Origin of the sequence: Azospirillum sp. A23, from assembly GCF_042938965.1 — a bacterium.
Lineage (GTDB): Bacteria > Pseudomonadota > Alphaproteobacteria > Azospirillales > Azospirillaceae > Azospirillum > Azospirillum melinis.
This window is the reverse complement of sequence record NZ_CP170663.1, coordinates 293,434-318,992: the sequence shown is the minus strand read 5'-3', so window position 1 is coordinate 318,992 and position 25,559 is coordinate 293,434. Positions and strand designations below refer to the sequence as shown.

Below are 25,559 nucleotides of genomic sequence, written 5' to 3'. Positions count from 1 at the left end.
GACCTAAGTAATATTACCACAATCTGAGCGATAGCTTCGCTTCCTTCAAGAACAATCTAATATTTCTAAGCTGTAACATGACAGTTGCGGGGTAATTGCGTCGATCTACCGAATAAGTGCGAGTCGTGTCACAGCATTGTTCCCGCTAATTCGGCGTGTCTCGGAAGTTTACGCCCAAACGTGCTACATCACTTCTTTTCATGCCGCGGTCCATTGTGGTACCTACTATGGGCATAGCTACATCGCAACCCAGAGGGTAGGATGATGCGGATCGAAATCGAGCGACCGTTGACGTGGCCGATCCGACCGGTAGAGACCAGCACGGAGCTTGTTGCGCCGGGTCCTTCCATATTGGTCGTCGGTCAGAACCTTCCCGCGGCCGACCGCGTGCGGGAGAGTTTCCTGCGCAACGGTCACCGCATCCAGGTGACCAGCGACATCGTCCAGGCGCTCGACACGCTGGAGGCCGACTCCTCCATCGGTGTCGTCGTCGTCCAGATGGTGATGCCGCATTTCGACGGGCTGGCGCTGGTCGAACGCATGCAGTCCTCCATCGGCAGCCGTTCCGTCCAGTTCATCATCCTGGCGTCCGGCGCCCAGGTTGGTGACGTGGTGCGGGCGATGCACCTTAAGGTGGCCGACTTCGTGGACGATCCGGAGGATTTCGGCCGGCTGCACGGTGCCCTGGTGCGGGCGCTGTCCGTGAGCCAGACCACGCGCGAGGCCCCGCCCCACGACGCCGCGCTCGATGAGGCCTACCGGCACGGAATGGCGATGATCGCCGCCGTGAAGGCACTGCGCGAACGGCAAAACTCGGCCACCCCGCACGCCTTCGCCGCAACGGCGGCGCCTCCTGCGCCGACGATCAGCGTCGTCCCAATGACCAAGGCGAAGAAGCCCGTTCCGATCCGCCCCGAATCGGACCATGAGCGGTTGCGCGCGCTTCGTGCGCTCCAGCAGTGGCAGGCGTCCCGCGACAAGTTTTTCCCGAAGGATCTGTTCGAGGATCCCTGCTGGGCCATGCTGCTGGATCTGATGACCAACCACCTGCTGGGCAAGCGGATCTCGGTATCCTCGCTGTGCATGGCCTCCGGCGTTGCCCAGACGACCGCCTTGCGCCGCATCTCCAACCTCAAGGGCTGCGGCCTGATCCGCCGGGTGGCGGACGATCAGGACGGCCGGCGGGTCTTCGTCGAACTGACCGAAGAGGGGATCGCCGCCATGTCCCGCTACATCGAGCACATCCAGTCCATCAATCCGCCTCCGTTCAATTGACGGCCTGAAGCGGACCCTTCCGCCGGTCCGCAAACCGCACCAATGAGGACTGTTTGGGCATCGACAACCGCGATGCAAACCCGCGACACTCGGAAAGGCCGGACAATCTTGAAGCGCGTGGCCGCGGGGGCTGAATGAGCGATCGGAAATTCAAGGAATTGATCGTGCTGTCCTCGGCCGATCAGGCCGGCGACGTTGGCCGCAGAATCCCCGACCAAGCCCCGACCTCGCGCGATGAGATGGACCGCCAGAAGATGGCCGAGCGGCTGCGGGCGCAGGGCTGGAGCTATCGGCGGATATCCGAGGAGTTGCAGGTCTCCTACATCCTGGTGGCGCGCTGGCTCGGCGACGGCCCGGCACAGCAGGCTGCCCGGGTCGCTTCTGTTTCAAAATCGACATCCGCCCCGGCGGAAACGCCCGCACCGGCCCCCAAGGGGAAGGCCGCCAAGGCCGCCGCCGCCCGGGCCGCCGCCGCCGCGGACGACGACCGGGATGTCCTCGCCCTTCAGTTCCAGGCGTTCGAGCAGTATGTCCGCGAGGTCATCGCCACGCTCGACGAGCGTCACGAGACGATGATCGACCGCCAGGACGAACTGATCCGTGCCCTCGACGAGGAGCGCGCCAAGGCGCGTGCCCGCGAGGAGGAATTGCTGGAGGCGCTCGAAGTCGAACGTGCGCGCTGGTCCGAGGCGGAGGAGCGCTTCCGCGCAGAACTGGAGCAATTCAAAGAGGAAATGCGGGCGTCCGGCGGGTCGTCGGCCACCGATGACGACGAGGCCGCGTCGGACGAAAACCCGTTCAGCTTCGGCGATGACGACGAAGCGGGGGGCAGCTCCGATCCCTTCAGCTTCGGCGATGACGAAAGCGGGAAAGACCCGTTCAGCTTCGGCGACGATGACGATGCTGAAACAGCTGCGGAGGATCCGTTCGGTTCCAGCAGCGACACGGAGACGGAAAGCGGCAAGGATCCCTTCAGCTTCGACGAGGAAGAGAAGGAAAAGGAACCCGGCGAAGAGGATCCCTTCGGTTCCGACGATCCGTTCGCTGTCTTCGACACCGAGGAGGATTCGTCCGAAACGGAGCAAAGCACGGCCGGGGCTGCGGACGATCCGGAGGACGTGACAGCCGAGAGTGAGACGGCTGAAGACGAGGACCCGTTCAAGGCCTTCGAGGACGAAGCCGACGACACCCCGACGGTCAGTGCCGACGCCTTCTCCTTCGACGAGGAGCCCGAAGCCAAGGAACCGGAACCGGAGCCCGAGCCGGAACCCGAACCGCCCAAGAAGCGCAAGGGACTGCTGTTCTGGCGGCGTTGATACTGGAGACTTTAATACTGGCGGCGTTGATGGAGGGAGGCCCGCCCCATTGCGGCCTCCCCGCCCGCCGCCCGCCGCCCGCCTTGAGCGGCGGGGGCCTTACCCCACCGTGATCCAGGCGCAGAGAATCACGTAGGCGATCGGGAAGACGATGACCGAGATGCGGTCGAGCCTGACGGCCTTCGCCGCGTCCCGCTCGTAGATCATCAGCGACACCGAACTCTGCAACAGGCTGAGGAAGATCAGCCCCATCGACGCCATGTTGATCTTGTCGGACAGGGTGAAGCCCGTGCTGTGTGGAAGTTCGCCGGCGACGATGAAGTAGCTGGCCACCACCGCGAACAGCGCACCGATGCCGAGACCGAAGCGGGGGTCGAGATCGACCGGCTTGACCAGGAAGGCCAGGAAGGCGACCAGGCACGAAATGAAGATGGTCGAGAAGGTCTTGAAATAATAGACCGTGTTCGGCCTGTCGATCTGCACCTCCTGCACGAAGCGCGAGAAGCGCGACTCGTGCGCCTTCGGCAGGGAGATGTCGCCGTAGTTGGTTCGGTACGTCTTCTCCATGATGCCGGCCGTGGTCTTGCTCACGTTGTAGCCGGCAATGTCGATGTCGGGATTGACCTCGGTGTTCTCGGTATCGGCGACATAGACCAGATTTTCGACGGTGCGGTCGTTGTCCTCGATCTCGATGCGGATCGACTGCTTGTCCAACGGGAAACGGCTGATGTCCCACGCCTGGTTGAGCACGGCATGGACACGGGCCGAGATATAATTCTGGTCCTTGATCTTGCGCAGCGGGGTCGGCTCCTTCGAGCTGATGGTGCCGTTCATCACCTCGAAGGAGTCGAGCGGATTGATGTCGTCGGCATCCCAGCGGAACCAGACATAGAAATCCACGGTCACCTGCTTTTCCTTCAGGTTCAGTCCGGTGATCTGGTTGATGTAAGTCCCCACGACCACCTTCTGCGGCTCGGCACGCGCTTCGTCCGCCGTCATGGCGGAAAGACCCGTGAATAGCAGAAGCGCGAGCGCCAGCAGGTTCCTAAACATCTCAAGCCCCCCTTTCCGGCCCGGTTAGTGTTCGAGCGCGTGGCTCTTCTTGACCATGTAATCCATCAGCGCGAGCAGCAGACCCGAGACCACGAAGGTGCAATGGATTGCCACCAGCCACATCAGGTCGCGGTCGGACACCGTTCCGACATGCATGAAGGTCTTCAGCACCTGGATCGACGAGATCGCCACGATGGAGGCGATCAGCTTCACCTTCAGGGCGCTGAAATCGAGCTTCCCCATCCATTCCGGACGGTCCGAATGGCCGGCCACGTCGATCTTGGACACGAAGTTCTCGTAGCCGCTGAAGATCACCATCAGCACGAGGTTGCCGACCATGGTCAGATCGACCAGAGCCAGGACGACAAGGATGACCTCGGACTCGTTGCCGCTGGCCAGCTTCGGAAAGGCGTGAACGAACTCGACCGCGAAGCACCAGCCGATCATGCCGAGCGCGCCGACCAGCCCGAGGTAAAGCGGCGCCAGCAGCCAGCGGCTCTGGAACATCGCCTGTTCGAGCAGATGTTCGACCTGCTTCGCCGGTCCGCGGGGGCCCCGGATGGGGGTGCCGGTCGGGAGTTCCGCCGGAGTAATATGAGCGTGGGTCATTCTTTCTTTGCCACCTTGATTTCAGCCGGAACGTTCTGCGGCTGGCCGTTCTTGTAATGGACGTAAGTCATGTTGAGTTTGGTGAAGGACAGCGAGATCGTCTCGTCGCCGCTGTTGTCGCCGCTGCCATTGGCGGAGACCGTGTAGGACGTGACGTGGACATCGGTCAGCACGATGGTCATGAACTTGTCGAAGCTGATCTTGCCGCCGTCGATGTCCGATTGGCTGGCCGACACCTGCGTGTCCATCGGCCGCAGGAAGTAGATCGTGGCTTCGGCGCCCGGCACGGGGTCGGCGAACGCCGCCTTCAGCAGCAACGGCGAAGCCATGTCGATGGATTTGCTGAGGTCGATGCTGTCGATGCCGACGGTGCGCCGCTTCGCCTGCGGCTTCACATTGCTGTAATTGTCATGCATCGCCGCGATGCCGTAGACGTCGTAGTCGTCGTCCTCGACCGCCGAGCCATATTCCAGGGATCCGGCGTCGTTGGAGCCGGTCTTCATGTCGAACTTCGAGCAGAAGATCAGGTTGCTGTAGCCCTGGAGCAGCGAATCGCCGGCAATGCCGGGATATTTGAGAAGAATGCGCATCGCGGGGTCACTCGTCCTTCAAGCGCAGCACGGAGAACATCCGCCCGACCTCGCCGCGGTCGCCGAGCAGGTCTGCATAGAGTTCCGGCAACGAGAGCTGACCCCAGGAGGCCGCGCGGCGCACCAGATAGGAGGTCGGGCTGTGCGGCTCCTCCTTTTCCAGAAAGTCGGCGATCTGCCGGAGCATTCCGTAGGCTTCCTCCCGGTTGCGCGGACCGCCGGTCCAGCCGGCACCGGCCGGACGGGCCACGGCATCGGGCGCCGCGTCGGCATCGCCGGTCGCAGCGTCTTCGGGCGCGGCCACGGGTGCCGCCGGTTCGAGAGCGACACCGCGTTTGCGCAAGACATCCTCCTGGAACCGGCACAGCTCCTCGACCGTGCGCTTCATGCGGGAGAGGGCGGGAGCGTTGCGGCCGGCGAGCCGGTCCAGCACCGCGCCCAGCCCATGCGCCGCCGCCTCTGCCGCTTTCAGGCTTTCACGCTGGGCGACGTAGAACTCCGAAGGCGTCTTCTCGACATCCTTGACGATGCGCTCCACCGGCACCTCGCCTTCGGCGATGGCGGCCTTGTAGGCACGGGCATCGCGGCCGGCCAGCTTGCGCAGGCGCTGGGCATTCTGCCAGTCCTGAAGCCGGAGTCCCGACTTGGCGCCCTGTTCCGGCAGCGCGATGGGCATCGCCAGCAGATCGCGGGCCAGCCGTTCATCCAGCCACGACAGGGGCGCGAAGCGCGCCTCCATGTCGCCGTCTTCGTCGATGCGCGGGTAGAGCCCGTCCCAGAATGTTTCGGCAAGGCTGGCGAGCATCGACAGGCCCGGCGCGATGGCGGACGGCCCATGCTGCTGCACCAGCGCCTGGACCAGCCAGACGGCGATCTGGAGATCCTTCGAGCGGGTCGCCAGCAGATCGGTGGCGCCGGCCGCGACGCCCTTCCAGTCGGCCCGCTTGACGTCGTCGGTCTGCCAGATCCCCTTGTCGGTGTCGTCGTCCATGCGCCGGGCCTCGACCAGCGCGTCGAACTCGGGCTCGTAGCGGATGTCCTCGCCGGCCGGGAGATCTCCCGGGATCGGCATGAGAATCCGTTCGACGTCGATGAGAGGGCGTTCGGCGGTCTGCGTGTCGGTCATGGCGTTGACTGGGATCCGTTCGTTGACACGTCAGTAGACGCGCTGGTTGGCCGGCCGCAGCAGCGGCGGCACGCCCGGCGGCGCCTGGAGGTCGAAGAAGGCGCGGTCGGTCGGGTTGACCGGCTGACCGCCGAAGCCGGCCGAGGGGAAGCCCGTCAGCCCCGCCGGAGGTGTCCCTGAAGAGCTTGGGGGAAAGCTCGGCGGGAAGGCCGGCGGGAAGCCCGGCCGCGGCATGGCGCCGGCCGACGCCAGCAGCGGCGCCGACGACGGAAGCTCGGGCAGCGCCACCTTCTCGTCGCGCGGCGGCTTGCCGTCGGTCACGACGGTCCGCTTGGCGCCCAGCGCCATGAAGACCCGCGTGTCCGGCCGTTTCGCTTCGGGCACGGAGGGCAGACCCGGCGTGCCGGGACGCGGGGTCGGGCTGAGGGAGACCGGCGCATCGCGTCCGGCCTTGTCCTCGACCTCCCTGCCCTCGCCGTCCCTGGCGGCCGACACGGGCCTGGTCTGCGCCTCGAACAGGAGGACCGTATCGGCGTTGGTGGGGCGGTCGCGCTGCGCGGCATTGTGCTGGCGCACCAGCGCGAACAGCGCCCACGGACCCTCATAGGCGAAGGTCAGCGTGGCTTCGTCCACGCTGGAGGATGCACCGACGCCCGCGACCGGCACCAGCTTGCCGTCCTTGGCCCAGCGCAGCGAGACAGCAACGCGGTCGCCGGGGTACCAGCGCAAGGGCGAGCGCGCACCGATGTTGGCGATGGTGCCGGCCGGGGTGGACAGCTTCCACTCGATGATGTTGGTGCCGCCGGCCTCGCGGCCACGGTTGACGCGGAAGGTCGGGTCGAGCAGCAGTCCGCCGGACTGGTCGGTGACGGTGGCGGCCGTCAGCGCCGGCTTCGCCAACGCCATCGTTTCCATGAAGCGCAGGGCGTCGTGACCGGCGGTGCCGAGGCGGGTCGAACGGCGCAACCCCTCGATCACATAGCCCTGGCGCGCGTCGAAGGCGTCATAGAAGGCCCGCACCATGGCGACGTCGGCCTGGCTGTCGCCGACCGGACCGAACGGGAAGCGGCCGGCCAGCGAGACGTTGAAGGCGGTCGCAAGCTCGGCATAGCCCAGATAGACGCGCTGGTCGACCATCAGGCGGCAGCGGTCGGCGATGGACTGTTTCAGCTCGTTCAGGCGGCTGGCGAAGAAATCGCCGGCCTGCGGGTCGAGCTGCGCCTTATCCCAACAGTTGGTGGCGTCGATGGCGGCCACGTCGGTGGTGACGAACTTCTCCAGGGCGGCCAGCGTGCTGTTCGGACGGCCGCCCTCATAGCGGTCGAATTCGGCGACGATGCGCGACCATTTGGCCGAGAGACCGGAGGCCGCGCCACCGCCCATGACGGGCTTCTCCAGGATTTCGACCACCGGAGCCGCGACCTCACGGGTCAGCGCCATCACCTCCTGCCGCGCATTGCCGAGATAGAGGGCCAGCGCCGTCGGGCTCTGCTGGCCGAACAGCTGGGCGGGAACCAGCGGCCCGTCGATCCAGGCGTTCAGCGACCGCGCATCGGGGCGGTAGAGCTGGTCTTCCTCCAGCATGCGGTCGGCCTGGGCGAGCACGGCGTTGGCCTGCCGCGCGACGATGTCGCGGATGGCGTCGGCCGGCGTGGCGAGGCCGATCTGCCGGAAGCTCTGCATCGTCTCGGCCAGCACCGGGAAGGCGAGGCGCAGCGAGCGCGCAGACTCCCGAAGCTGTGTCAGCCCGCCGGCACGGTCGATGGTCCCGCCGGCAGGCGTGCCGGACAGGGCGCGGGCAAGAACCTGTTCGACACCGCGGCGGAGCTGGTGCTGCGCCGCGGCGCGCATCGAGGCGCGCAGGATCTGCGGGGCCTGCGGCACCTCCTTGGCATCGAACAGCAGGTAATCTTCCAGCAATGGCGGGATCGTCTCCAAAGCCGCACGGTCCCAGCCGGCGCGGTTGGTCGGAGCCGCTGCCGTGCCCGACGCCTCGCCGGAGCGCATGAAGCGTCGTGCCGACCAGACCGTGAGGGTCTGGCGGAGGCTTTCGGCCGTGGGCGAGAGACGCGGGGCGCCGTTGGAGCCCTGGACCAGCAGCCGGCCGATCACCGAGTCCAGCGACTTTCCACCCGATCCGGCCTCGTCATAGCGGCGCTGGGCCAGTTCCATGATGTCGGCGCGCAAGCCGGGGCCGAACAGCTCCGACTTCTCCAGGCGGGTGAGAAGGGTGTCGAACTCGGGCGGCAGCACCGGTCCATCGGTGCCGATCCAGGCGCCGCGCTCCATGTTCAGGCCGCGCGCGGCCTCGTCCAGGCTTCCCAGCACCTCGGCGTAGGAGGTCGCGGCATCGGCGCCGGTGCGGGCTCCCCCGGCGAGCAGTTCAAGCTCGTTGGCGGCGACCGACAGGCGGGCCACGGCGAGGCCGCTCATGGCGAGTTCGCGCAGATAGGCGTCGGCAAACTGGCGGAAGCGGCGCGTCACGTCACCGCGAAAGGCGGACAGGTCGATCGGCCGCTGCGCGCCGGGACCGGGGGCCGGGACGGCGCCGCCCGACGGCGGCACGTCAACGCTCCAGCCATGCAGCCTTGCGGAGAAGCCGCGCGCCCCGGCGGAACCCAGCGAGAATTCCAGCGCCTCGTCGAGCGGCATGTTGGCGTCGCGGGAATCGACGGTGTTGTAGGCCCTGGCCAGTCCTTCGGCGATGCCCACCTCGGCGGCGAAGGCGCGCAGGCGGTCGAATTCGCCGGCACCGATCTGGACGCGGAGCGGGTCGCGGGCCAGCCGGCGCAGCCGGTCTTCGGCGACGTCGCGCATGGTCGCCAGCGTCAGCCGGCGATAGCCGACCGCCAGCGCGCGGGACACCTCGTCGGGCACGCCGCTGATCCAGGCGGCCGGCAGCGGGTTGAACGGCGGATCCTGCGGCAGGGTCGCCATGCCCTGGACGAACCGCGCAGCGGCATCGGCATAGGTCGGCGGCAGGGGCGCGCCGGCCTGATTGGCGGCGCGCTGGTCGGAGAGCTGCTGGAGGTTCGCCGGGATGTCCGACAGGATCGGCACCAGCTGGTCCGACAGCGTGTTCACCCGGTGCACACCCATCCATAGCAGCAGGATCGCGGCGGCGGAGGCGACGGCGGTGCCGACCGGCCAGGCATGGCGGCGCAGAGTTCGCGTTGCGGCGAAGGCGCGGGTCGGCTTGGGCAGCCCAGCCTCGGGGAAGATCTTGCGGTTCAGCAGGTCGCGGCCGAAGACGGCCGGCGTCTCCGGCGCCGTCCGGCCGACGAAATACAGGCCGCGGACATACAGCGTTTCCTGATAGGCGGTGCGCTTGAAAGCCGTGCCGAGCATGGCGCGCAGGGCCGCCTCCGTCCCGGTCAGCCGGTCGGTCAGCGCCACGATCTGCGCCCCGTCCTCCCGCGCTGCCGCGCCGAAGACTTCGAGCTGGAGGGCCAGCATGCCGGCGGCGACGGACTGGAGCGCCTCGCCGACGACGTCCGGGGTGAACACCGTCTCCAGCGCGTAGGGCGACGACCAGCCGAGCATGCCGTCGCGCAGGGGCTCGGGCAGCGCATCGGCCAGCAGCGGGAAGCCGGGAATGGCGTCGCAGCCGGTGACCACCACATAGACCGGCAGCGCAAGCCCGAGCGTGCGCTGGATCTCCCACAGGCGGGCGTAAAGCTCGGTGCCGCGCGCGGCGGCGCGGCGGACGTCCTCGAGCTCCTCCAGCGGGATGGTCAGGATCACGCCATCGGCCGGCATCATGACGCGGTGGCGGGCGAGCTGGTCGAGCACGCCCTTCCACGCCACCCGCGCGTCGTCGATGTCGATCACCACCGCCCGGTCGTAGAAGCGCCAGTGGAAGCCGAAGGGCCGGTCCTTGGACTCGACCGACGGCCGCACCTCCTCGGCGCAGGTCAGCAGGCCGCCGTCGTCACCGGGAACGACGCCGGTGCGCAGGTACCACGGCACCAGATAGACGTTGCGCGACAGGGTTTCGCGATAGGCGGCGAGCCCTTCGCGGAACAGCCGGCGGAGGTCGCGCCCGCCGACGATGGGCAACGCCGCGGGCACTCCCGATGCAGGCGCCCCGGCGGGGTCGGCGCTCTCGGGCGCCGGCAGGGCCTTGACCTCCGGCGGCGGCTCGGCCGGCCGGCGGCCGGCGCGCAGCAGGATCACCGCCATGACGGCGATGATGACGAGGACGACCAGCAGAAGTGCTGCGAAGAACCACAGCTGGTTCTGCGCGATGCCCGTCAGGACGGTGCCGAGAATATCCATGGTCTCTCTCCCCGCCCCGGCTCAGCGCGTCACGCGGACGGACGCCTGCATCACCGCGTCCGCCGCACTCGACAGGTTCGCGGTCGTCACCCACCACATCGCCTGACCGACGACCAGCCACGCCCCGGCCAGGGCGGCCAGCACCACCGGCCAGCGGACGCCGCGCGCCAGCGTGCGCATCTGCCCGTCGGTCATGGTGTGGGCGTAGGCGGACGGGATCAGCGTGCGCCCGGCCGGCAGCAGGCCGGGGGCAAGCTCGGACTCGCGTCCGGCGATGAATTCGAAAAGGCGGGCGGAGATGCTGCGCAGCTGCACGGCACCGCCGGGCTCGCGGTAACGGCCCTTGAAGCCCAGCCCCAACAGCAGCAGGTACACGGCGGCGAGCTGCGACAGCCGGCGGTCGTTGCTGGCCAGCAGCGCCTCCATGCGGTCGAAGACGCGCTCGCCGGCAAGCCGGGTGCGGAACAGCGCCTGCTCCAGCAGCGCGGAACGCCAGACTTCCCGCCCGTTCCACTCCACGTCGTGGATGAACAGGTCGTCGGCGAGCGCCGCCATGGCGTATTGCGCCTCGCGGTACTGGCTGATCATCAGTTCGGTGCCGGTGCGCGCGACCTGCGCCGCCTGGGCTTCCAGAAAGTCCTGGAGGCGGCGGATGACGATCTCCGCATCGGGTTCGAGGGACAGCGCCGGCGTCCCCCCTACCCCGCCGATCCCCGGCCGGGTCGCGAAGCCGGCGGGCGCATGCATGGCCGACAGCGCGAGCACGTCCTCGTTCAGGAAGGCCGGCAGGCTTTCGGTCGCCTCCGCCCCGGAACCGGCGGCAGCAGCGGCAGCCGGGCGGCCGGCGCGGATCGCCGCACGGTGCTGCTGGATCTCGCGGGCGAAGGCGAGGAAGTGATCGACCAGATCCCGGCGGTGAAGCATCGTGCCAATCCTCAGCTCAGGCCCTGACGAACAGCGTGATCTCGGCGGGCCTGAAGCGGCTGCCGATGCTGTCGGGGTTCCAGATTTCCAGCCGCTCGCCGGGAACGATGTAGCGAGGGTCCACCACCACCTCGAACGGCACGACGCCGCGCGGTGCGGCGACGCCGGATTCGCCGCTGTCGTCGAGCGCGATGCGGTCGGCTCCCTTCACCCGCAGGCCGGAGAGCGTCTCCAGCTTGGAATGGGAGGCGACGATGCAGTTCTCCATCCAGGCCGCGACCTCGCCCACGGTCGCGGCGGCCGGGCCGCGCACGCCGATGACCAGACGGCCCTTCAGCCAGGCCTCCTCCATCACCAGACCGAACATCCCGGCCTCGAAGGTGAAGGGGATGCGGGCGACGCCCTCCTTGACGCGGTCGATCATGCGCAGGATGAAGTCGCGAACCTCGCCATAGGCCGACATCGGGTCGTCGTGGTCGTAGCGCGACAGCTTGGCCGGCACGGCGCCGTTGGCGAAGGCCGAGAGATGGCCGGCCAGCGTGCACAGCGACAGATAGACATCGAAGGGATGGCAGACGCCGACGGCGAGCTGCGCCTCCAGCGGCGGCAGTCCGGTGACGAGGCTGCGGATTTCCGTGCGGGCCGCGTCGGCCAGCTCGGTGGCGGCGTTGCCGGTGCCGACGCCGGAGCGTTCGGCCAGGAACAGCGCCTTCTCGCGCACGCGCCGCACGATCTCGCCGCCCAGGCGGCCGAGCGCCGAGTTGGCGGTCACCGACAGCGTCGGCGGCACGAAGTCGGTCAGAACGAAGGCGTCGTTGCGGAAGGTCGCCTGGGCCACCGGCATCGACACGAATTTCTGCGGCGGCTTCTGGTTCGGACCGGTGGTGGCGAACAGTCCCAGGCGCGGGCGCAGGCGGGCGATGGCCACCTCCTCGCCGCCGTTGAGGTCGGGGACCGGACGCCCCTCCACCGAGAGGAAGCGGGAAATCTCGCCGGGACCGGGGGCCCGGTCCGCCAATGCCTGCGGGATCACCAGATGGATGGTGATCTGCGTCTGGCCGACCGGGTCGGCATAGGCGGAGATGTCCACCTCCAGCGGCTCGGTGCTGTCGCCGGCATGATGGACGATCAGCCCGTCGGGCATGATCGCCTCCAGCTCGCGGATGCGCACCAGACCGGATACCAGATTGACGCGGTCCACCTGGAAATGCACGACGCCCCAGTGGAAGGGACGGGCATGGCCGGCGTGGTAGGTCAGCAGCCGCTCGTTGCGCAGGGCCTGTTGCTGGAAATGCTGCGGGGCCAGCAGCATGCCGTCGTGCCAGGCGATGGCCTCGGGAATGTCGCGTGCCTCGGTCATGCCGGCCTCCGGTGAATGGCGGAAACGTCAGGGAGCAAGTTCGACATCCTTGTCGCCGACGGAAAGGGAAAGCGTGCGCGTGTCGGGCACGCGCAGGCGGTGCGGTCCGGGGGTGGCGTAGTTGGCGTAGACGAGGATCGCCCAGGCCGCCTCGCGGTCCGACGGAAGCTGGGCGTCGAGCTTCTGGCCGGGCACCAGCTCCCAACTCGCGATGTCCAGGGTCGAGGGGTGGTCGCGCCGGTACTGCTCGCGCTTGGCGAACCAGTCGGCGGCGGTGAGGGCGGCGAGCTGATCGACCAGAGCCTTGTCGCGGATCGACACCACGTCGATGGCGACCGGCGTGCTGTCGTTGGCGGCGGGTGCCACGGTGAACGACACGGTGTTCAGCCAGGCCGCCGGCTTGTCGGCACAGGCGCCGAGAAGCAGAAGAAGGGCCAGGGGGAAGGCGAGGGCAGCATGGGAACGTCGAAGGGACATCAGGACCGTCCTCCCGGCTCAGCAAGGGTGACGACGGTTCCGGCGACGCCGCTGGACCGCTTGATGGCGTCCGCGGCGGCGGTCGCCTCGTCGGTGGTGGCGAAACGGCCGCTGCGCACGGCGTAGGGCGTCGTGGCCCCGCCGTCGGGCGCGTAGGACACGGCGGCGGAAACGCCCCGCTGACCGGCGGCATCGGCGAAGCTCTCGGCATTGGCCTGGTTGGCGAAGCGGCCCAGCTCGACCGCGAAGCTGCGGACGGGGGCTGGGTCTCCCGCCTTCGCCCCTTGCCCCCCTTGCCCTTGCCCGGACACCTGATCGAGCCCGTTGAAGAGACGCTCCTCGACGCTGTTCTCGACGCCGTAGGACAGCTTGCTGCGCGCCTGGAAGGAGGCACGGTTCACCGACTTGGCCATCGGAGCGGCCATCCAGGAGGGAAGGAAGCGGCCGGCGGCGGCGAGCGTGCCGTGGGCGACCGGGTCCAGCACAGACTCCGTCACGCCCGAGACGGTGTCCGCGGCGCGGTCGGCGGTGGCCTTGACCGCCTGTTCGGTCTCGAAGCGGCGCGAGATGGCGCTCATACCGACGGTGTCGGCGACGCCGGCAAACCGCCCTTCGCCGGCCGGTGCGGCGGCAGGCGCGGCACCCGCCGTGGCGACGATGGGGCCGGCGGCGACCTGCGTGGCCGGCACCGGCCCCATCGTCGCCACGGCGATCCCGACGCCCAGCAGCACGGCGACAACCATGAGCACGACAACGCCGATGGCCAGCCCGGCCACCTGTCCCCGCCCCAGCGTAATCGTCGTCATCGCCATCGCATCCCGAGCGAAATCCTGTTCCGAGAGCCCGTCGGCCCGGATCGTGGCAATTGAAGCATCAAGCCGCCGGAATCACGCCCTCTGTCTGGTTCGTTCTGGCGTAGTCCGCAGGGGTGGACGGGACGCTGTCCCGAAGGCCTATTTCCGGCATGGGCGAAAGTCCGCATCCCATGCGTTTCCGCGGGGTTGAGGCATACATCCAATGTGGAGCATTCAACTTCCGCGGCAGATCGCGGACGGCCGCCGGTCACGGCGGGGCGGCAGGAGCGGCAGGGGATGTCTCGCCGACCACCACGCCGCCGATCCCCGCCACCCGCTCATACTCCGGCCGGCGCGCCTCGGCCTGCCACAGGTCGGCGAAGCTGCCGGCGCGCACGCGCAGCCAGGGCCGTCCGCCAGCGTCGAGCGTCTCGACGATGGACACGGGCAGACCGCGCTCCTGCATCACGCCGGCAAAGGCTTTCGCATTGTCGGGCGAGCGGAAGACACCCAGTTCGACGGCGTAGACCGTGCCGCCCTTGGCCGCTACCGCTGCGGGCCTCACCGGGATGTCGGGCGGTGGGGTTTCCCCCGGTGCGCCCTTCGCATCCTTGGCATCCTTCCCGTCCGCGGTCTTCGCTCCGGCCGGGGCGGCGGCAGGGGCGCTGGCGGGCGCGCCGGCAGGAGCATTGCCGTTGGCCGCCCCCGCGGCACCTCCTGCCGGCGCCGGAGCGTCCTTGTCGGCTTGGGCGGTGACGCCCGGAAGCCCGCCGCCGGCCAGATAGTAACCGCCGCCGAACGCCACCACCAACAGCAGCAGGACCAGCACGGCGAGGAGGATCTTCTTCATCGCCCCTCCGCCGAGACGGTCCGGGCAGCGGCGCACAGACCGTCCATCGCCGAGGTCTCGCGCTGGTAGCCGAGACGGACCCGCCAGCCCAGCACCCGGCACAGGTAGATGTCCTGCGCCTGGGTGTTGCCGGCGCCGGCATGGTAACGGCGCACCGCCTCGGTCCAGGTGCCATGGCGGTCATAGAGCAGGCGCAGGAAGGCCGCTGCATAGGCGACATTGGTCGCCGGGTCCAGAATGTCTTCTCCGAAGCGGAAGGCGCGCGCGTGCCAGCGTGTGTGCACCTGCATGCAGCCGACCGCCATGTCGAGGCGCAGCGACCCCGCCCCGTCACCCATCAGCGCCAGCGCCTCGCCGCGGCTCGCCGGAAAGGCCGGGGCACCGCCCAGGTTGAGCGCCCAGGGCCAGGTCGCGCCGCCGCGGCCGGACTCGGTCATGCCGATGGCGTGCAGGATGCCGGTGGGGATGCCATAGGCCGCCTCGTTCGCAGCGAAGTAGCTCTCGCACGGGTGCTGCGCCCGCGCGGTCGCGGGGAAAGCGAGCAGCCCGAGAAGGGCGAACGCCGCCGCGGCGCGGACAAGCATGCCGGGCGTCATGCCCGCACCCGCACGGCGAGGCAGGTGCGGTCGCGCGCCATCGGAACGGTGCGGCCGCCGGCATGCTCGAACAGCGCCGCCTGCACGGCGGCGACCGTGCTGTCGGCCGAAAGATCGTCGAGACCGCTCAGCACCTCGCCCATGTGGGTGCGGCCGAACGGCACGTCGAACCGGTTGGTGCCGTCGAGCAGCCCCGAGCCGCACAGAACCAGCGTGCTCGGCACCGGCAAGTCGAATGCGGTCTCGGCGACCGTCAGGCCGGCATCCAGCCCAAGCGGCGGGTTCTCCGCCACCGGCAGATCGACGACGTCGCCCAGGCGACGGGCCAGGAACGGGGCCGGCACGCCGGCACCGGCGAAGACGAAGCGGCGATTGCGCAGGGTCACCACGCCCATCGCCAGCCCGATCCGCAGCCCCGCCGCATTGTCGGCGGCGAGCAGGCGGTTGGCGCCGGTCAGGCAGGCCCCCGGACCGAGCCCGGCGGAGGCCAGCGCGCGCACGGCGGTGCGGGCGGTCACCGTCATGAAGCCGCCGGCCAGACCGCCGGCCAGACCGCCACCCGATACCTGGCCCAGCAGGATCACCAGCGTGTCGTCGTCGGCCAGGAAGAAGTCGTAGAAGCTCCCGTCGAACTCCGCCGCCGGCAGCAGCAGGCCGGCCGCCGCCAGATCGGGGCGGGCCGGCAGACCGGCGGGCAGGATCGCCTCCTGCATGCGGCGGGCGATCTCGAACTGCTTTTGCAGTTCCACCAGTTCGGTCTTGGTGTCGAGCGAGGCGCGAAGCTGCACGACCATGCCGTCCAGGGCGGCGTGCTGGCTGCGCACGCGCTCGGCCATCACCTCGAAGGCGACCGCCAGCCCGCCAGCCCCGTCACCGCCCGCCCCGTCGCCACGGCCGGTGACGGACTCGATGCGATCCAGATCCCCCAGCAGTTCCACCCGCCCCTGGTCGGGCAGGGTTTCGGCCATGCGCAGCATCTGCTTGCGGATGAAGGACTGCTGACGCAGCCAATGGCGGCCACGCCGCGCCTCGGCATCCTGCAGGGCGCGGCTGCGGTTGCGGAACACCTCCACCGTCCGGGCGAGCCGGCCCGCCTCGTCGTTGCGCTCGGCGCCCAGCACCGCCACGTTGGTGTTGCCGTCGGCCAACGCCGACAGCGCGGAAAGCGATGCATGGATCGGCGCCAGGGAGCGGCGGAAAAACCACTCCAGCCCGAACAGGCTGGCCGCCAGCACGGTCATCAGCACCAGGATGGCGCTGGTGTCGAACAGGCTGGTCGCCATGTCCTCCAGCGTGGATTCGCGCGCCACGACCAGCGCCAGCGTGTTGCCGCCGGCAGGATCGGCGAGGCGAAGGGTACGGACCTCGAAGCTGCGGCCGGACCGATGGACCCTGGCGTGGTCCCCGCCGCCGCCACCCAGGGACGGCTGGATGTCCTCCCAGGGCAGGGCCCCGGCACGGTCGTAAAGCGCGCCGTTGCCGTCGACCAGATAGGCTGAGCCGCCGAGGACGCGGGCGAGAACCGTGAGGCTCGGCTGCACGGTGCGCAGCGCAAGGACGACTCGGTCGGCCGGCCGGGCCTCGCCGAAGGGGGCTGCCACCATGTGCTGCACGGCGCCACCGACGACGACAAGGCCGGTGTAGACATCGTTCTGCGCCAGCACCTGGGCGACCCGCCGCTCGTCGATGAGCCGCATGTCGGTCGGCGCCGGCACCGATATCAGCGGCTGCCCGACGCTGTTGACCAGCGCCGCCGAGGAAAAACCGAGCAGCGGCAGCCGGGCCGCCGCGGCCTGGCCGTTGTTGCGGTCCATCGCCGCGACCAGCAGAGGGTCGGCCGCCGCCCGCTGCATGACGACGGCCTCCTCCTCCATCAGGCTTTCCCAAAGCCGCTGGGCGACACGGGTCTCCTCCGCCACACGGCGTTCCGCGGTGCGGTCGCCCCACAGCACGGAGAACAGGACCGCCGTGGCAAGCACCGCCAGCACCGCACCGGCGGCGAAGACGAACATCCGCCCGCCCAAACCAGCGCCCGTAGTGCCGGCTCCCACGATGCCCATCCTCATGCCGCCGCACTCCCTTCCGCCGCGGCGGCCGGCACAGTCCGGCGGTCCAGCAGGACGCGCCGCAGCGCAAGCGCGATGGGCGGCAGCAGGGCGACCGTCACCACCAGCCCGGCCGAGGCCGCGACGACGCCGGCATTGCCACCGAGCAGCAGCGGCAACCCCATTCCGGCCAGAAGCGCCATCGCTCCGCGCAGTGCGACCAGACCGCCATTCTCGCCACTCGCCGCCAGCGCGGCATGCCCGGCACCGAGCGCCGCGGCGACGGCCAGCGCCGAGCCCGGCCCGGCCGCGGCGGCCCCCAACGCCAACGCGCCGGCCGCCAGGGCGGTGGCGGACAAGGACAGCAGCACGGCAGCCGCCGGCCGGGGTGAGAGCGCCACAACCGCAATTGCCGCCAGCCACGCGGCACCGCCGTGGAACCAGATGAACTCCGCGCCCTGGCGGACACCGGGGGTGCCGGCCACCTGCGGCATGGCGGCATAGGTCAGGGCAAGGCCGGTGACCAACCACAGCGCCCAGCCCTTCGGCGCGGGCCGTCCGCCGCTCCACCAAGGGTCGAGGGTGAAGATCTGGCGCAGAATCAGGGGAGCCCGGCGCGCCGACGCGACGCGTTCCACGCGCAGGGCGACCAGCAGGCCGATGGCGGCCGACAGGGCGCCGATGCCCATGACCGGTCCGGTGCCGATGCTCGCGGTGCAAAGGATGGAAATCCCCGCCCCGGCGACCAGCCCCCCGGTGGCCGACACCCCGAGGTCGGCGCCGAGCGTGTCGAGGATCGGGCGGACGGTCTGGACCGACAGGCCGGCGCCGATGCCGCCCAGAACCGCTGCGGCGAGCAGCAGGTCGCGGCCGGGGTCCGACAGGGTGGTCACGCCCCAGGCCACCAGCGCGGCGAGCGTCACCGCCAGCCCGTACCGCCCGACGATGCGCGCGAAGGGGGCCGCCAGGGCGATGCCCAGCGCCGTCGCCGCCAGGGCCGTGTCGAGAGGCAGACGCTGGGCGGCGACACCGGCGAGGATGGACAGCGCCACCGCGGCGAAGAAGACGACGGCATGCGGCAGCGGGTTGCCCGCGACGGGCGGCAGCGCCGCGAGCCGGTCGGGCGAGAAGCGGCCCAGCCGCTCGATGCGGGCGATCAGGGGATCGACCTCCGTCGCCGCATCCGGATTGAAGCTGAGGTCGCGCACTTCGGTCAGGTAGGCATGCGCACGGGCGAAGCGGTCGTTGACGCCGATCACCAGCCGGTTCATTTCCGCCAGCAGGCCGCCGATCAGACTTTGATCCACCGGCGGAGCGATTCGGTCATAGACGCGCCGGGCCACCACCGCGTCGAGCCCGCTGGCATAGCCGAGCGGAGCGACCAGCTGCGTGTGCACGAGCATGCGGAGAAGCAGCGACCCACCCGTCAGCGCGATGGTCAACGCCACCGCGAAATCGATGAGGATGCGCCGGGTGTTAGCCGGCTGCGCCAGCGCCTTCCGGCCGAGGATCACCTCGCCGGACTGCGTCGCCCCGGTTCGCAGGGGATAGCGTTGCACCGACAGGTGGAAGGCCGACCAGTCGGTCTCGGCAGGGGACAGGTGCGCCGACAGGTCCGGCCGGCCGGTGGTCGCCTTCTGGAACAGCGTCTTCCCATCGGCGTCGGCGATCAGCACCAGCTCGATCTCGGGAACGATGTCGGAGAGTTCCTCCAGATAATCGTCCATGCCGGCCAGACGGTTGAGCGGCAGCCCGAGGCCGAGCGCCTTTTCGAGGTCCTGCACCAGGGCCTGGCCGACGATGTCGGTGCGCGTTGCCGTGCCGCGGTCGGCCAGATTGGCGGCGCCGACCAGCGCCGCCGCCAGGGTGGCGATCCACGGAATGACGACGACCGCGACCAGCAGGGGGACGAAGCGGCGGACGGGGTGCTCGGATCCAAACAGCATTGGTTATGCTCCCGACGTGCCGCGGGGTGGCGCATCGTCGATGCGCGCCGCCTGTTCCTCGGCCTGCTCCAGACCGTGCAGGACCACGCCGAGAGCCTGCCCTGCGGGACGCGTCCCGGCGTTGGCGGGCTCAGCCCCCATCAGCCTCTGGCATTGCGCCTCATAGAATGCCTTTAGCTTCAAAACGGAACGATGGGTCTCCCCGACCAGCAGACGGGTGCCCAGCGCCGCCAGCACGGCGACCAGCATCAGGAACACGAGGGTGACCGTCGCCGTCTCGCGCAGCGCCGTCAGCACCTCGACCCGCGCATCCTCCTGCGCCGCATGGCCGAGAATGGCGCCGCCCACCGCCCCCAGGGCGTCGAGCACCGGCACGCCGATGACCATGCCGTCGCGCCCCTCGTGGCTCCACGGATCCGCCGGAGCGGCCGCGACGATGCCGATCCACGAGGCCGGAACCGTCGCGCCGACCATTTCCCGCGCGGTGCTGAAAAGCACCGTGCCGCGCGCGTCGACGACATGCAGCGCCACGCCGCTGCCGACGCCGGTCGCCAGTTCGATGCGGCGCTGGAGGTCGGTCTGGTGGGCCAGCGGAATTCCGATGGTGGCGCGTTCCGCCGCGGCCGCGGCGACGCGGTTCGTCAACGCCGAAAGCCGCGCGGCGATCTCGCTGGTGTGAGCCTCGGCCACTGCGTTGTGGAAGGCGAACAGGGTGAAGACCTGACCGCCGACCGCGCAGAGCCACAGGACGAATGCAAGACGCCCGAAACCGAAGAGCATGGCTGGCCTCCTGGTTCGGCTATAGCCGGATTCCAGCGCCGGAGCCCCTGAAGATTGGCCCATGTTGGTTCGATCTGCTTTTGCGGCGGCATCGGGGGTGCGGTATGCCCTTTGTCACGGCATAGGCCGGAATATCAGTCTTTCTCGGAGGGGACCGCCATGGACGAAGCGTCCGCCGCAATGGCGCCCGCAATGGCGCCGCCAAGTGTCGCCGGAACGCCCTCCCCCCGTCATGCCCCGTCTCTCCAAACCCCCGCATTCCAAGCCGGCGAGATCCCGGACGAAATCCGGGCGAAGGTGGAGGACGGCACGGCCCTGCTCCGCCAGGGGCGCTTCGCCGAGGCCGCCGATTTGTTCGGCGACGCCATCGCCGCGCAACCCGACTGGCCGATGCCCTACAACAACCTCGCGGTCGCGCTGCGCGGCATGGGCCGGTTGGAGGAGGCGCTGCTCGCCTGCGCCGCCGCGCTACGCCACCGCCCCGACTATCCCGAGGCCTTCGCCAACCTCGCCCGCATCCTGCTGGCCCAGAACCGCTACCGCGACGCCGCCCTCGCCGCCGAGCAGGCGGCCAAGCTGCGCCCGGACCACTCGGCGATGCATGCCCTGCGCGCCATGGCCCTGCTCAAGGGCCAGGCGCCGGCGGAGGCCCTGCCCGTGTGCCGCGCCGCGCTCGCCCTGGATCCGGCGGGCACGGAAGTCCTGGCGGTGCAGGCCCAGGCGCTGGACGCCGTCGGCCGGTCGGCGGAGGCCCTGTCCGCCGCCCGCCGCGGGGCGGCGCTCGACCCGTCGCGGCGGGAATCGCTGATCGTGCTGGGATCGCTGCTGGTGAACCGCAATCACCGGAACGAGGCGCTGGCGGTGTATCGCCGGGCCATGGAGCTCGACCCGGACGACACGGTTCTGGCCCATCTCGTCCACGCCATCGCCGGGACGACCTCGGCCAAGGCGCCGGAGGCCTATGTCGCCAACGTGTTCGATTCCTATGCCGACCGTTTCGACGAGCATCTGGTCAAGACGCTCCAGTACAAGGCGCACGAGATCGTCGCACGTACCGCGGTCGCTGCCCTGCCCGCAGCATTGTCGGCGGATGGCGGTGCGCGGATCCTCGACATCGGCTGCGGCACCGGCCTGTGCGGGCCGATCCTGCGCCCGGCGGCATCCCGGCTGGTCGGGGTCGATCTGTCGGCGCGCATGCTGGACAAGGCGCGCGACCGCAGCCTCTATGACCTGCTGGCGCAGGCCGAACTCGTCCAGTTCATGACCGGAACGGATGAACGTTTCGATGCCGTCGTCAGCGCGGATGTGCTTTGCTACATCGGCGACCTGACCGAGGTCTTCCGGGCGGCGGCGGGCGTGCTGAATCCGGGCGGGCTGCTGGCTTTCACCGTGGAGCGGCAGGAGGAGCCGGGATACCGGCTGACGCCGAGCGGCCGTTACGTCCATGGCCTCGACCATCTGCGAAGCAGCGCTCGCGGCCTGTTCCGCGCCAGGACCATCGACAACGTGATCCTGCGCACCGAGGCGTCGGTTCCGGTCCACGGCTATCTCTGCATGTTCCAGCGGCTTCCTCATGCCGTGCATTGATCGGACGGCGCGTTGAGCCGGGACAAGCGCCTGCGGGCGGTGCTTCCGCGTCTGGGCAGCGAGGCGGCGGGCGAGCGGATTGCCGCGCTGGCGGCGGTGGAGCGGCTGTTGCCGGCCGGCCAGACGCTGCGTGAGGTGATCGAGGTCGGGCTGTTCTACCTCGACCGCCGGGGGGTGGACGCGTCGCCGATCGAGGAGGTCGGCCGCCTGCGCAGCGCCGCACAGGCCGCCGCCCGCCGCGACGAACAGCAACGCGGCCGGATCGCCGCGCTGGAGGCGGCGATCCGCGATGCGCTCGCCCAGATCCGGCAGGCGCGGGACTGAGCCTTACAGGTCATTACATGGTTTCACTCACACTTCGGGGTCGCCCTTTGTCCTCCTTCGTCGTGCCTTGTCAGCATTCCCTGAGGTCGGCCGTCGAGGCGGCGGCCACCGCCCGTGGCATGACGACCTCACAGCTTCTGCGAACGTTCCTGACGGTCATGAGCCCCGACGTGCTGGAAGCCCTGCCGGATCCGGGGGAACCCAACCCGGTGGACGTGTCGTACCGGCGGGTAACGCTGAAGAACGGACGCACCCGGCGGGTACGCGTGGTGCCGAAGCTGAGGGTGCGCTACCCGGTCCGCCTGGACCATGCGACGGTGCGCAAGGCGGCGTGGGCGGCGGCGACCATCGGTGCGTCCGATGGGGCGCGTCTGGTCACGTCGGGCGAACTGGCCGCGGTGGAAACCGAGATGAGCCGCTGCCGCCTGCGCCTGGAGCAGTTGACCTCCGCGCTGGAGACGCTGGCCTTCCGTCCGCTCCAGCAGCCGATCCTCAAGCCCTGGCAGGCGACCTATGTGCTGGGATTCACCCACGAGTGGGGCCTCGATCCGCAGGCGGTCAACAGCCGCTTCCGCACATTGGCGCCGATCTACCATCCCGACACCGGCCTGCTGTCGAGCGCGGAACGGATGAGCCAGCTGGTGGAAGCGCGCAACTTCCTGCTGCGGCATCTGCGCCGGTAACTCCGTACCGGCGCCGGGCTTCCCGCCGGAATGGTACAGGCCGAAAGGCCGGTTGCGGGGTAATACCTCCGAAACGGAGGTGTTACCGGGGGATGCCAGCCAATTGGGGCCTATCTCGGCTGGCTAAGATTGATTGCACTCCGAATGATGGCGGGGCTAACGCGCGGCGCAGGGCGCGCATGGATTCATTGCGAGGTGGTGAGGTCATGACCGAGAGCATCCAGAAGAAATTGGAGCGCGTCCGTCCGCCGCGCGTCAAGCTGACGTACGAGGTTCACACCGGCGGCGCCACCGAGATGAAGGAGCTTCCGTTCCTCGTCGGCGTCCTGGCCGACCTGAGCGGCAAGCCGGAAAAGCCGCTGCCGAAGCTGAAGGAGCGGAAGTTCGTCGAGATCGACCGCGACAATTTCAACGACGTTCTGGCCTCCGCCGCTCCGCGGCTGGCGTTCCAAGTCGACAACAAGCTCCAGCCCGACGGCGGCAAGCTCAACGTGCTGCTGAACTTCGACGACATGGGCGATTTCGAGCCGGTCCAGGTGCTGAACCAGGTGCCGGCGCTGGCCCGCCTGTTCGAGGCCCGGCAGAAGCTCTCCGACCTGCTGGCGAAGCTGGACGGCAACGACGAGCTGAGCGGCCTGCTCAACGACGTCATCTCCAACACCGAACAGCAGGACGAGCTGAAGAAGCTCCTCGGCCCCACGGAAACGGCCATGGCGCCGGTTCCGACGGAAGAGCCGCCGGCCGCCTGACGGCTGCCAATCCGCTGATACGGAACGCATTCACAGGAGTGCCCAAGTGACTACGGAAATGTCCGTCGAGAGCACCGCCAGCGCCAGCCTGCTCGACCGCATGATGGTCGAGGGCAAGATGGCGCGCGAAGAAGGCCAGCGCCCCTACGCCCGCGACCTGCTGTCCGAGTTCGTCGACCAGGTTGTCGCCGAGACCGGCGACGCTGTCGCCGTGGATGTCGTCGAGGCGATCAATCACCGCATCGCCCAGATCGACGAGCTGATCAGCCTTCAGCTCAACGAGGTGCTGCACCATGAGGACTTCCAGAAGCTGGAAGCCACCTGGCGCGGCCTGAACTACCTCGTCATGAACAGCGAGACCGGCACGCAGCTCAAGATCCGCGTGCTGAACAGCTCGCGCAAGGACCTGCAGAAGGACCTGGACAGCGCGGTCGAGTTCGACCAGAGCGCGCTGTTCAAGATGGTCTACGAGGCCGAGTACGGTACGCTCGGCGGCACGCCCTACAGCGTGCTGATCGGCGACTACGAGTTCGGCCGCCATCCGCAGGACATGTCGCTGATCGAGAAGATCTCGAACGTCGCCGCTGCGGCTCACGCCCCGTTCATCGCCGCCGCCTCGCCCAAGATGTTCGACATGGACAGCTTCTCCGAGCTGTCGGGTCCGCGCGACCTGTCGAAGATCTTCGAAACCGCCGAGATGGTGAAGTGGCGCTCCTTCCGGGCGTCGGAAGACTCGCGCTACGTCGCGCTCGTCATGCCGCACACGCTGCTGCGCCTGCCCTACGGCCCGAAGACCGTGCCGGTCGAAGGCGTGAACTTCGTGGAGGACGTGGACGGCCGCGACCACTCCAAGTACCTGTGGGGCAACGCCTCGTGGGCGCTCGGCGTGCGCATCACCGAAGCCTTCTCCAAGTATGGCTGGACGGCGGCCATCCGCGGCGTCGAGGGCGGCGGCCGGGTCGGCGGTCTGCCCACCCACACCTTCAAGACGGACGAGGGCGACGTCGCGCTGAAGTGCCCGACCGAGATCGCCATCACCGACCGTCGTGAAAAGGAGCTGAACGACCTCGGCTTCATTTCGCTGGTGCACTGCAAGAACACCGACTATGCGGCGTTCTTCGGCGGCCAGACGGCCAACAAGCCGAAGGTGTACAACACCAACGAGGCCAACGCGAACGCGCGGCTCTCGGCGATGCTGCCCTACATGCTCGTGTCGTCGCGTTTCGCGCATTACCTGAAGGTCATGCTGCGCGACAAGATCGGCTCGTTTGCGACCCGCGGCAACGTGCAGAGCTACCTGAACACCTGGATCGGCAACTACATCCTGCTGGATGACGACGCCTCCCAGGACATGAAGGCGCGCTTCCCGCTGCGCGAGGCCCGCGTGGACGTCTATGAGGTGCCGGGCCGTCCGGGCGTTTACCGCGCCAACGTGTTCCTGCGCCCGCACTTCCAGCTCGAAGAGCTGTCGGCTTCGATCCGGCTGGTGGCCGAGCTGCCGGCGCCGGAAGCCTGACCCCGGCCCCGACCGTCCAACGCCCATCTGTTTAGGAGTTCATCACCATGTCCATGGTCATCCTGGAGATCCCTGAGGTCAAGGGCGAGTGCCGGGTCAAGACGAAGCAGGTCGACTTCACCGACATGATCCTGTGCGAATCGCTCGCTCAGGACATGGAAGTCGAGATGGAAGTCACGACCAACGCGCGGCGCACCGTCCACACGCCGAAGGTCAACAACATCACGCTGGAGCGCAAGTGGGACATCGCGTCCCCCAAGCTCATCAGCCTGCTGCTGCGGGCCGGCGTGAAGGGCGAGACCTGGAAGATCCACTGCGTCAAGCCGCTGGGCGACGACGAGTTCCAGTGGGTCGAGTTCCTCACCCTGGAGCTGACCAACCCGCTTCTGTCGAAGCACTCGCTGAGCGTCAGCGAGGGCGACACCACGGAGAGCCTGGAGATCAACGCCACGAAGATCACCTGGGTCTACAAGCAGTACGACGAGAAGCAGACCAGCCAGGGCGGCGGCGGCGTCTCGTTCGATCTGCTCACCGGTGCGGTCGGCGGCGCGAGCTGAGACTCTGCGGCATGAGCCCTCGGTAACCGCCGGGGCCATGCCGTGGCGGAAACGGTTGCCCCCTCTCTCGCTCCGCAAGGGAGGGGCAAGCGTGGCAACGCCGCGGGCAAGCGGACGACAAGGG

The 25,559-nt window shown here is 68.9% G+C and carries 22 protein-coding genes; 8 read left to right on the top strand and 14 right to left on the bottom strand.

The features are described 5' to 3' along the window. The first annotated feature begins 351 nt into the window (after nucleotides 1-351). Nucleotides 352-1,275, top strand: a complete 924-nt coding sequence (locus tag ABNQ40_RS01290; protein WP_247879943.1) for a response regulator — start codon at nucleotides 352-354, stop codon at nucleotides 1,273-1,275. A 134-nt stretch (nucleotides 1,276-1,409) separates the two neighbouring features. Further along, nucleotides 1,410-2,591: a helix-turn-helix domain-containing protein gene (locus tag ABNQ40_RS01285; RefSeq protein WP_391345376.1), complete on the top strand. Its 1,182-nt coding sequence runs from the start codon at nucleotides 1,410-1,412 to the stop codon at nucleotides 2,589-2,591. 99 nt (nucleotides 2,592-2,690) lie between these two features. Here the strand turns inward: ABNQ40_RS01285 and ABNQ40_RS01280 are convergent, their stop codons facing one another. The 14 genes from ABNQ40_RS01280 to ABNQ40_RS01215 all read right to left on the bottom strand — a co-directional run bounded on the left by ABNQ40_RS01280 (nucleotide 2,691) and on the right by ABNQ40_RS01215 (nucleotide 20,019). After that, a complete protein-coding gene (locus ABNQ40_RS01280) occupies nucleotides 2,691-3,590 on the bottom strand; it encodes a hypothetical protein (RefSeq protein WP_247879942.1) in 900 nt (299 codons plus the stop codon). Nucleotides 3,591-3,668: 78 nt separating this feature from the next. Then, nucleotides 3,669-4,253: a TIGR00645 family protein gene (locus ABNQ40_RS01275; protein ID WP_109051062.1), complete on the bottom strand. Its 585-nt coding sequence runs from the start codon at nucleotides 4,251-4,253 to the stop codon at nucleotides 3,669-3,671. Next, entirely contained in the window at nucleotides 4,250-4,843 is a 594-nt protein-coding gene (locus ABNQ40_RS01270) for a type VI secretion system tube protein Hcp (protein ID WP_109051061.1), read from the bottom strand. The genes ABNQ40_RS01275 and ABNQ40_RS01270 overlap by 4 nt, the downstream gene beginning before the upstream one ends. A 7-nt stretch (nucleotides 4,844-4,850) precedes the next feature. Continuing rightward, nucleotides 4,851-5,969 carry a type VI secretion system protein TssA gene (gene tssA / locus ABNQ40_RS01265; RefSeq protein ID WP_109051060.1) on the bottom strand — a complete coding sequence of 373 codons (1,119 nt, stop codon included), beginning with the start codon at nucleotides 5,967-5,969 and terminating at the stop codon, nucleotides 4,851-4,853. A 30-nt stretch (nucleotides 5,970-5,999) separates the two neighbouring features. Next, entirely contained in the window at nucleotides 6,000-10,247 is a 4,248-nt protein-coding gene (locus ABNQ40_RS01260) for a type VI secretion system protein (protein WP_109051059.1), read from the bottom strand. 21 nt (nucleotides 10,248-10,268) lie between these two features. Beyond that, entirely contained in the window at nucleotides 10,269-11,171 is a 903-nt protein-coding gene (locus ABNQ40_RS01255) for a DotU/TssL family secretion system protein (protein ID WP_247879941.1), read from the bottom strand. A 16-nt stretch (nucleotides 11,172-11,187) separates the two neighbouring features. Next, nucleotides 11,188-12,531, bottom strand: coding sequence for a type VI secretion system baseplate subunit TssK (gene tssK, locus ABNQ40_RS01250; RefSeq protein WP_109051058.1), 1,344 nt, complete (start codon nucleotides 12,529-12,531; stop codon nucleotides 11,188-11,190). 27 nt (nucleotides 12,532-12,558) lie between these two features. Next, nucleotides 12,559-13,008: a hypothetical protein gene (locus tag ABNQ40_RS01245; protein WP_109051057.1), complete on the bottom strand. Its 450-nt coding sequence runs from the start codon at nucleotides 13,006-13,008 to the stop codon at nucleotides 12,559-12,561. Then, nucleotides 13,008-13,814, bottom strand: coding sequence for an SPOR domain-containing protein (locus tag ABNQ40_RS01240; RefSeq protein WP_247879940.1), 807 nt, complete (start codon nucleotides 13,812-13,814; stop codon nucleotides 13,008-13,010). Before ABNQ40_RS01240 ends, ABNQ40_RS01245 begins: the two co-directional genes overlap by 1 nt. 256 nt (nucleotides 13,815-14,070) lie before the next feature. Continuing rightward, complete coding sequence (locus tag ABNQ40_RS01235) at nucleotides 14,071-14,652, bottom strand: SPOR domain-containing protein (protein WP_247879939.1); 582 nt, start codon at nucleotides 14,650-14,652, stop codon at nucleotides 14,071-14,073. Then, on the bottom strand, nucleotides 14,649-15,248 hold the full coding sequence (locus tag ABNQ40_RS01230) for a lytic transglycosylase domain-containing protein (RefSeq protein WP_109051054.1): 600 nt from the start codon (nucleotides 15,246-15,248) through the stop codon (nucleotides 14,649-14,651). Before ABNQ40_RS01230 ends, ABNQ40_RS01235 begins: the two co-directional genes overlap by 4 nt. Beyond that, nucleotides 15,245-17,314, bottom strand: a complete 2,070-nt coding sequence (locus ABNQ40_RS01225) for a PP2C family protein-serine/threonine phosphatase (RefSeq protein WP_109051053.1) — start codon at nucleotides 17,312-17,314, stop codon at nucleotides 15,245-15,247. Before ABNQ40_RS01225 ends, ABNQ40_RS01230 begins: the two co-directional genes overlap by 4 nt. After that, nucleotides 17,311-19,239 carry a hypothetical protein gene (locus ABNQ40_RS01220; protein WP_109051052.1) on the bottom strand — a complete coding sequence of 643 codons (1,929 nt, stop codon included), beginning with the start codon at nucleotides 19,237-19,239 and terminating at the stop codon, nucleotides 17,311-17,313. The genes ABNQ40_RS01225 and ABNQ40_RS01220 overlap by 4 nt, the downstream gene beginning before the upstream one ends. A 3-nt stretch (nucleotides 19,240-19,242) precedes the next feature. Continuing rightward, a complete protein-coding gene (locus ABNQ40_RS01215; protein WP_109051051.1) occupies nucleotides 19,243-20,019 on the bottom strand; it encodes a hypothetical protein in 777 nt (258 codons plus the stop codon). 159 nt (nucleotides 20,020-20,178) lie between these two features. On the opposite strand from ABNQ40_RS01215, the gene ABNQ40_RS01210 reads away from it, so the two are divergent. The 6 genes from ABNQ40_RS01210 (at nucleotide 20,179) to ABNQ40_RS01185 (ending at nucleotide 25,435) form a co-directional block, all read left to right on the top strand. After that, nucleotides 20,179-21,606 (top strand): tetratricopeptide repeat protein, encoded by a 1,428-nt coding sequence (locus ABNQ40_RS01210; protein WP_109051050.1) that lies wholly within the window; start codon nucleotides 20,179-20,181, stop codon nucleotides 21,604-21,606. Between the two features lie 12 nt (nucleotides 21,607-21,618). Next, entirely contained in the window at nucleotides 21,619-21,930 is a 312-nt protein-coding gene (locus tag ABNQ40_RS01205; RefSeq protein WP_109051049.1) for a hypothetical protein, read from the top strand. Nucleotides 21,931-22,049: 119 nt separating this feature from the next. Beyond that, entirely contained in the window at nucleotides 22,050-22,613 is a 564-nt protein-coding gene (locus ABNQ40_RS01200; RefSeq protein ID WP_109051048.1) for a hypothetical protein, read from the top strand. Nucleotides 22,614-22,819: 206 nt separating this feature from the next. Then, nucleotides 22,820-23,362, top strand: coding sequence for a type VI secretion system contractile sheath small subunit (gene tssB / locus ABNQ40_RS01195; protein WP_109051047.1), 543 nt, complete (start codon nucleotides 22,820-22,822; stop codon nucleotides 23,360-23,362). A gap of 58 nt (nucleotides 23,363-23,420) precedes the next feature. After that, nucleotides 23,421-24,878, top strand: coding sequence for a type VI secretion system contractile sheath large subunit (gene tssC, locus ABNQ40_RS01190; protein ID WP_109051046.1), 1,458 nt, complete (start codon nucleotides 23,421-23,423; stop codon nucleotides 24,876-24,878). A gap of 47 nt (nucleotides 24,879-24,925) precedes the next feature. Next, entirely contained in the window at nucleotides 24,926-25,435 is a 510-nt protein-coding gene (locus ABNQ40_RS01185) for a type VI secretion system tube protein Hcp (protein ID WP_098735784.1), read from the top strand. Nucleotides 25,436-25,559: the final 124 nt, after the last annotated feature.

Coding starts and splice junctions, on each gene's coding strand:
- ABNQ40_RS01285 (WP_391345376.1), top strand. CDS start 1,410: ATGAGCGATCGGAAATTCAAGGAATTGATCGTGCTGTCCTCGGCCGAT.
- ABNQ40_RS01280 (WP_247879942.1), bottom strand. CDS start 3,590: ATGACGGCGGACGAAGCGCGTGCCGAGCCGCAGAAGGTGGTCGTGGGG.
- ABNQ40_RS01275 (WP_109051062.1), bottom strand. CDS start 4,253: ATGACCCACGCTCATATTACTCCGGCGGAACTCCCGACCGGCACCCCC.
- ABNQ40_RS01270 (WP_109051061.1), bottom strand. CDS start 4,843: ATGCGCATTCTTCTCAAATATCCCGGCATTGCCGGCGATTCGCTGCTC.
- tssA (WP_109051060.1), bottom strand. CDS start 5,969: ATGACCGACACGCAGACCGCCGAACGCCCTCTCATCGACGTCGAACGG.
- ABNQ40_RS01260 (WP_109051059.1), bottom strand. CDS start 10,247: ATGGATATTCTCGGCACCGTCCTGACGGGCATCGCGCAGAACCAGCTG.
- ABNQ40_RS01255 (WP_247879941.1), bottom strand. CDS start 11,171: ATGCTTCACCGCCGGGATCTGGTCGATCACTTCCTCGCCTTCGCCCGC.
- tssK (WP_109051058.1), bottom strand. CDS start 12,531: ATGACCGAGGCACGCGACATTCCCGAGGCCATCGCCTGGCACGACGGC.
- ABNQ40_RS01245 (WP_109051057.1), bottom strand. CDS start 13,008: ATGTCCCTTCGACGTTCCCATGCTGCCCTCGCCTTCCCCCTGGCCCTT.
- ABNQ40_RS01240 (WP_247879940.1), bottom strand. CDS start 13,814: ATGACGACGATTACGCTGGGGCGGGGACAGGTGGCCGGGCTGGCCATC.
- ABNQ40_RS01235 (WP_247879939.1), bottom strand. CDS start 14,652: ATGAAGAAGATCCTCCTCGCCGTGCTGGTCCTGCTGCTGTTGGTGGTG.
- ABNQ40_RS01230 (WP_109051054.1), bottom strand. CDS start 15,248: ATGACGCCCGGCATGCTTGTCCGCGCCGCGGCGGCGTTCGCCCTTCTC.
- ABNQ40_RS01225 (WP_109051053.1), bottom strand. CDS start 17,314: ATGAGGATGGGCATCGTGGGAGCCGGCACTACGGGCGCTGGTTTGGGC.
- ABNQ40_RS01220 (WP_109051052.1), bottom strand. CDS start 19,239: ATGCTGTTTGGATCCGAGCACCCCGTCCGCCGCTTCGTCCCCCTGCTG.
- ABNQ40_RS01215 (WP_109051051.1), bottom strand. CDS start 20,019: ATGCTCTTCGGTTTCGGGCGTCTTGCATTCGTCCTGTGGCTCTGCGCG.
- ABNQ40_RS01210 (WP_109051050.1), top strand. CDS start 20,179: ATGGACGAAGCGTCCGCCGCAATGGCGCCCGCAATGGCGCCGCCAAGT.
- ABNQ40_RS01200 (WP_109051048.1), top strand. CDS start 22,050: ATGACGACCTCACAGCTTCTGCGAACGTTCCTGACGGTCATGAGCCCC.
- tssB (WP_109051047.1), top strand. CDS start 22,820: ATGACCGAGAGCATCCAGAAGAAATTGGAGCGCGTCCGTCCGCCGCGC.
- tssC (WP_109051046.1), top strand. CDS start 23,421: ATGTCCGTCGAGAGCACCGCCAGCGCCAGCCTGCTCGACCGCATGATG.
- ABNQ40_RS01185 (WP_098735784.1), top strand. CDS start 24,926: ATGTCCATGGTCATCCTGGAGATCCCTGAGGTCAAGGGCGAGTGCCGG.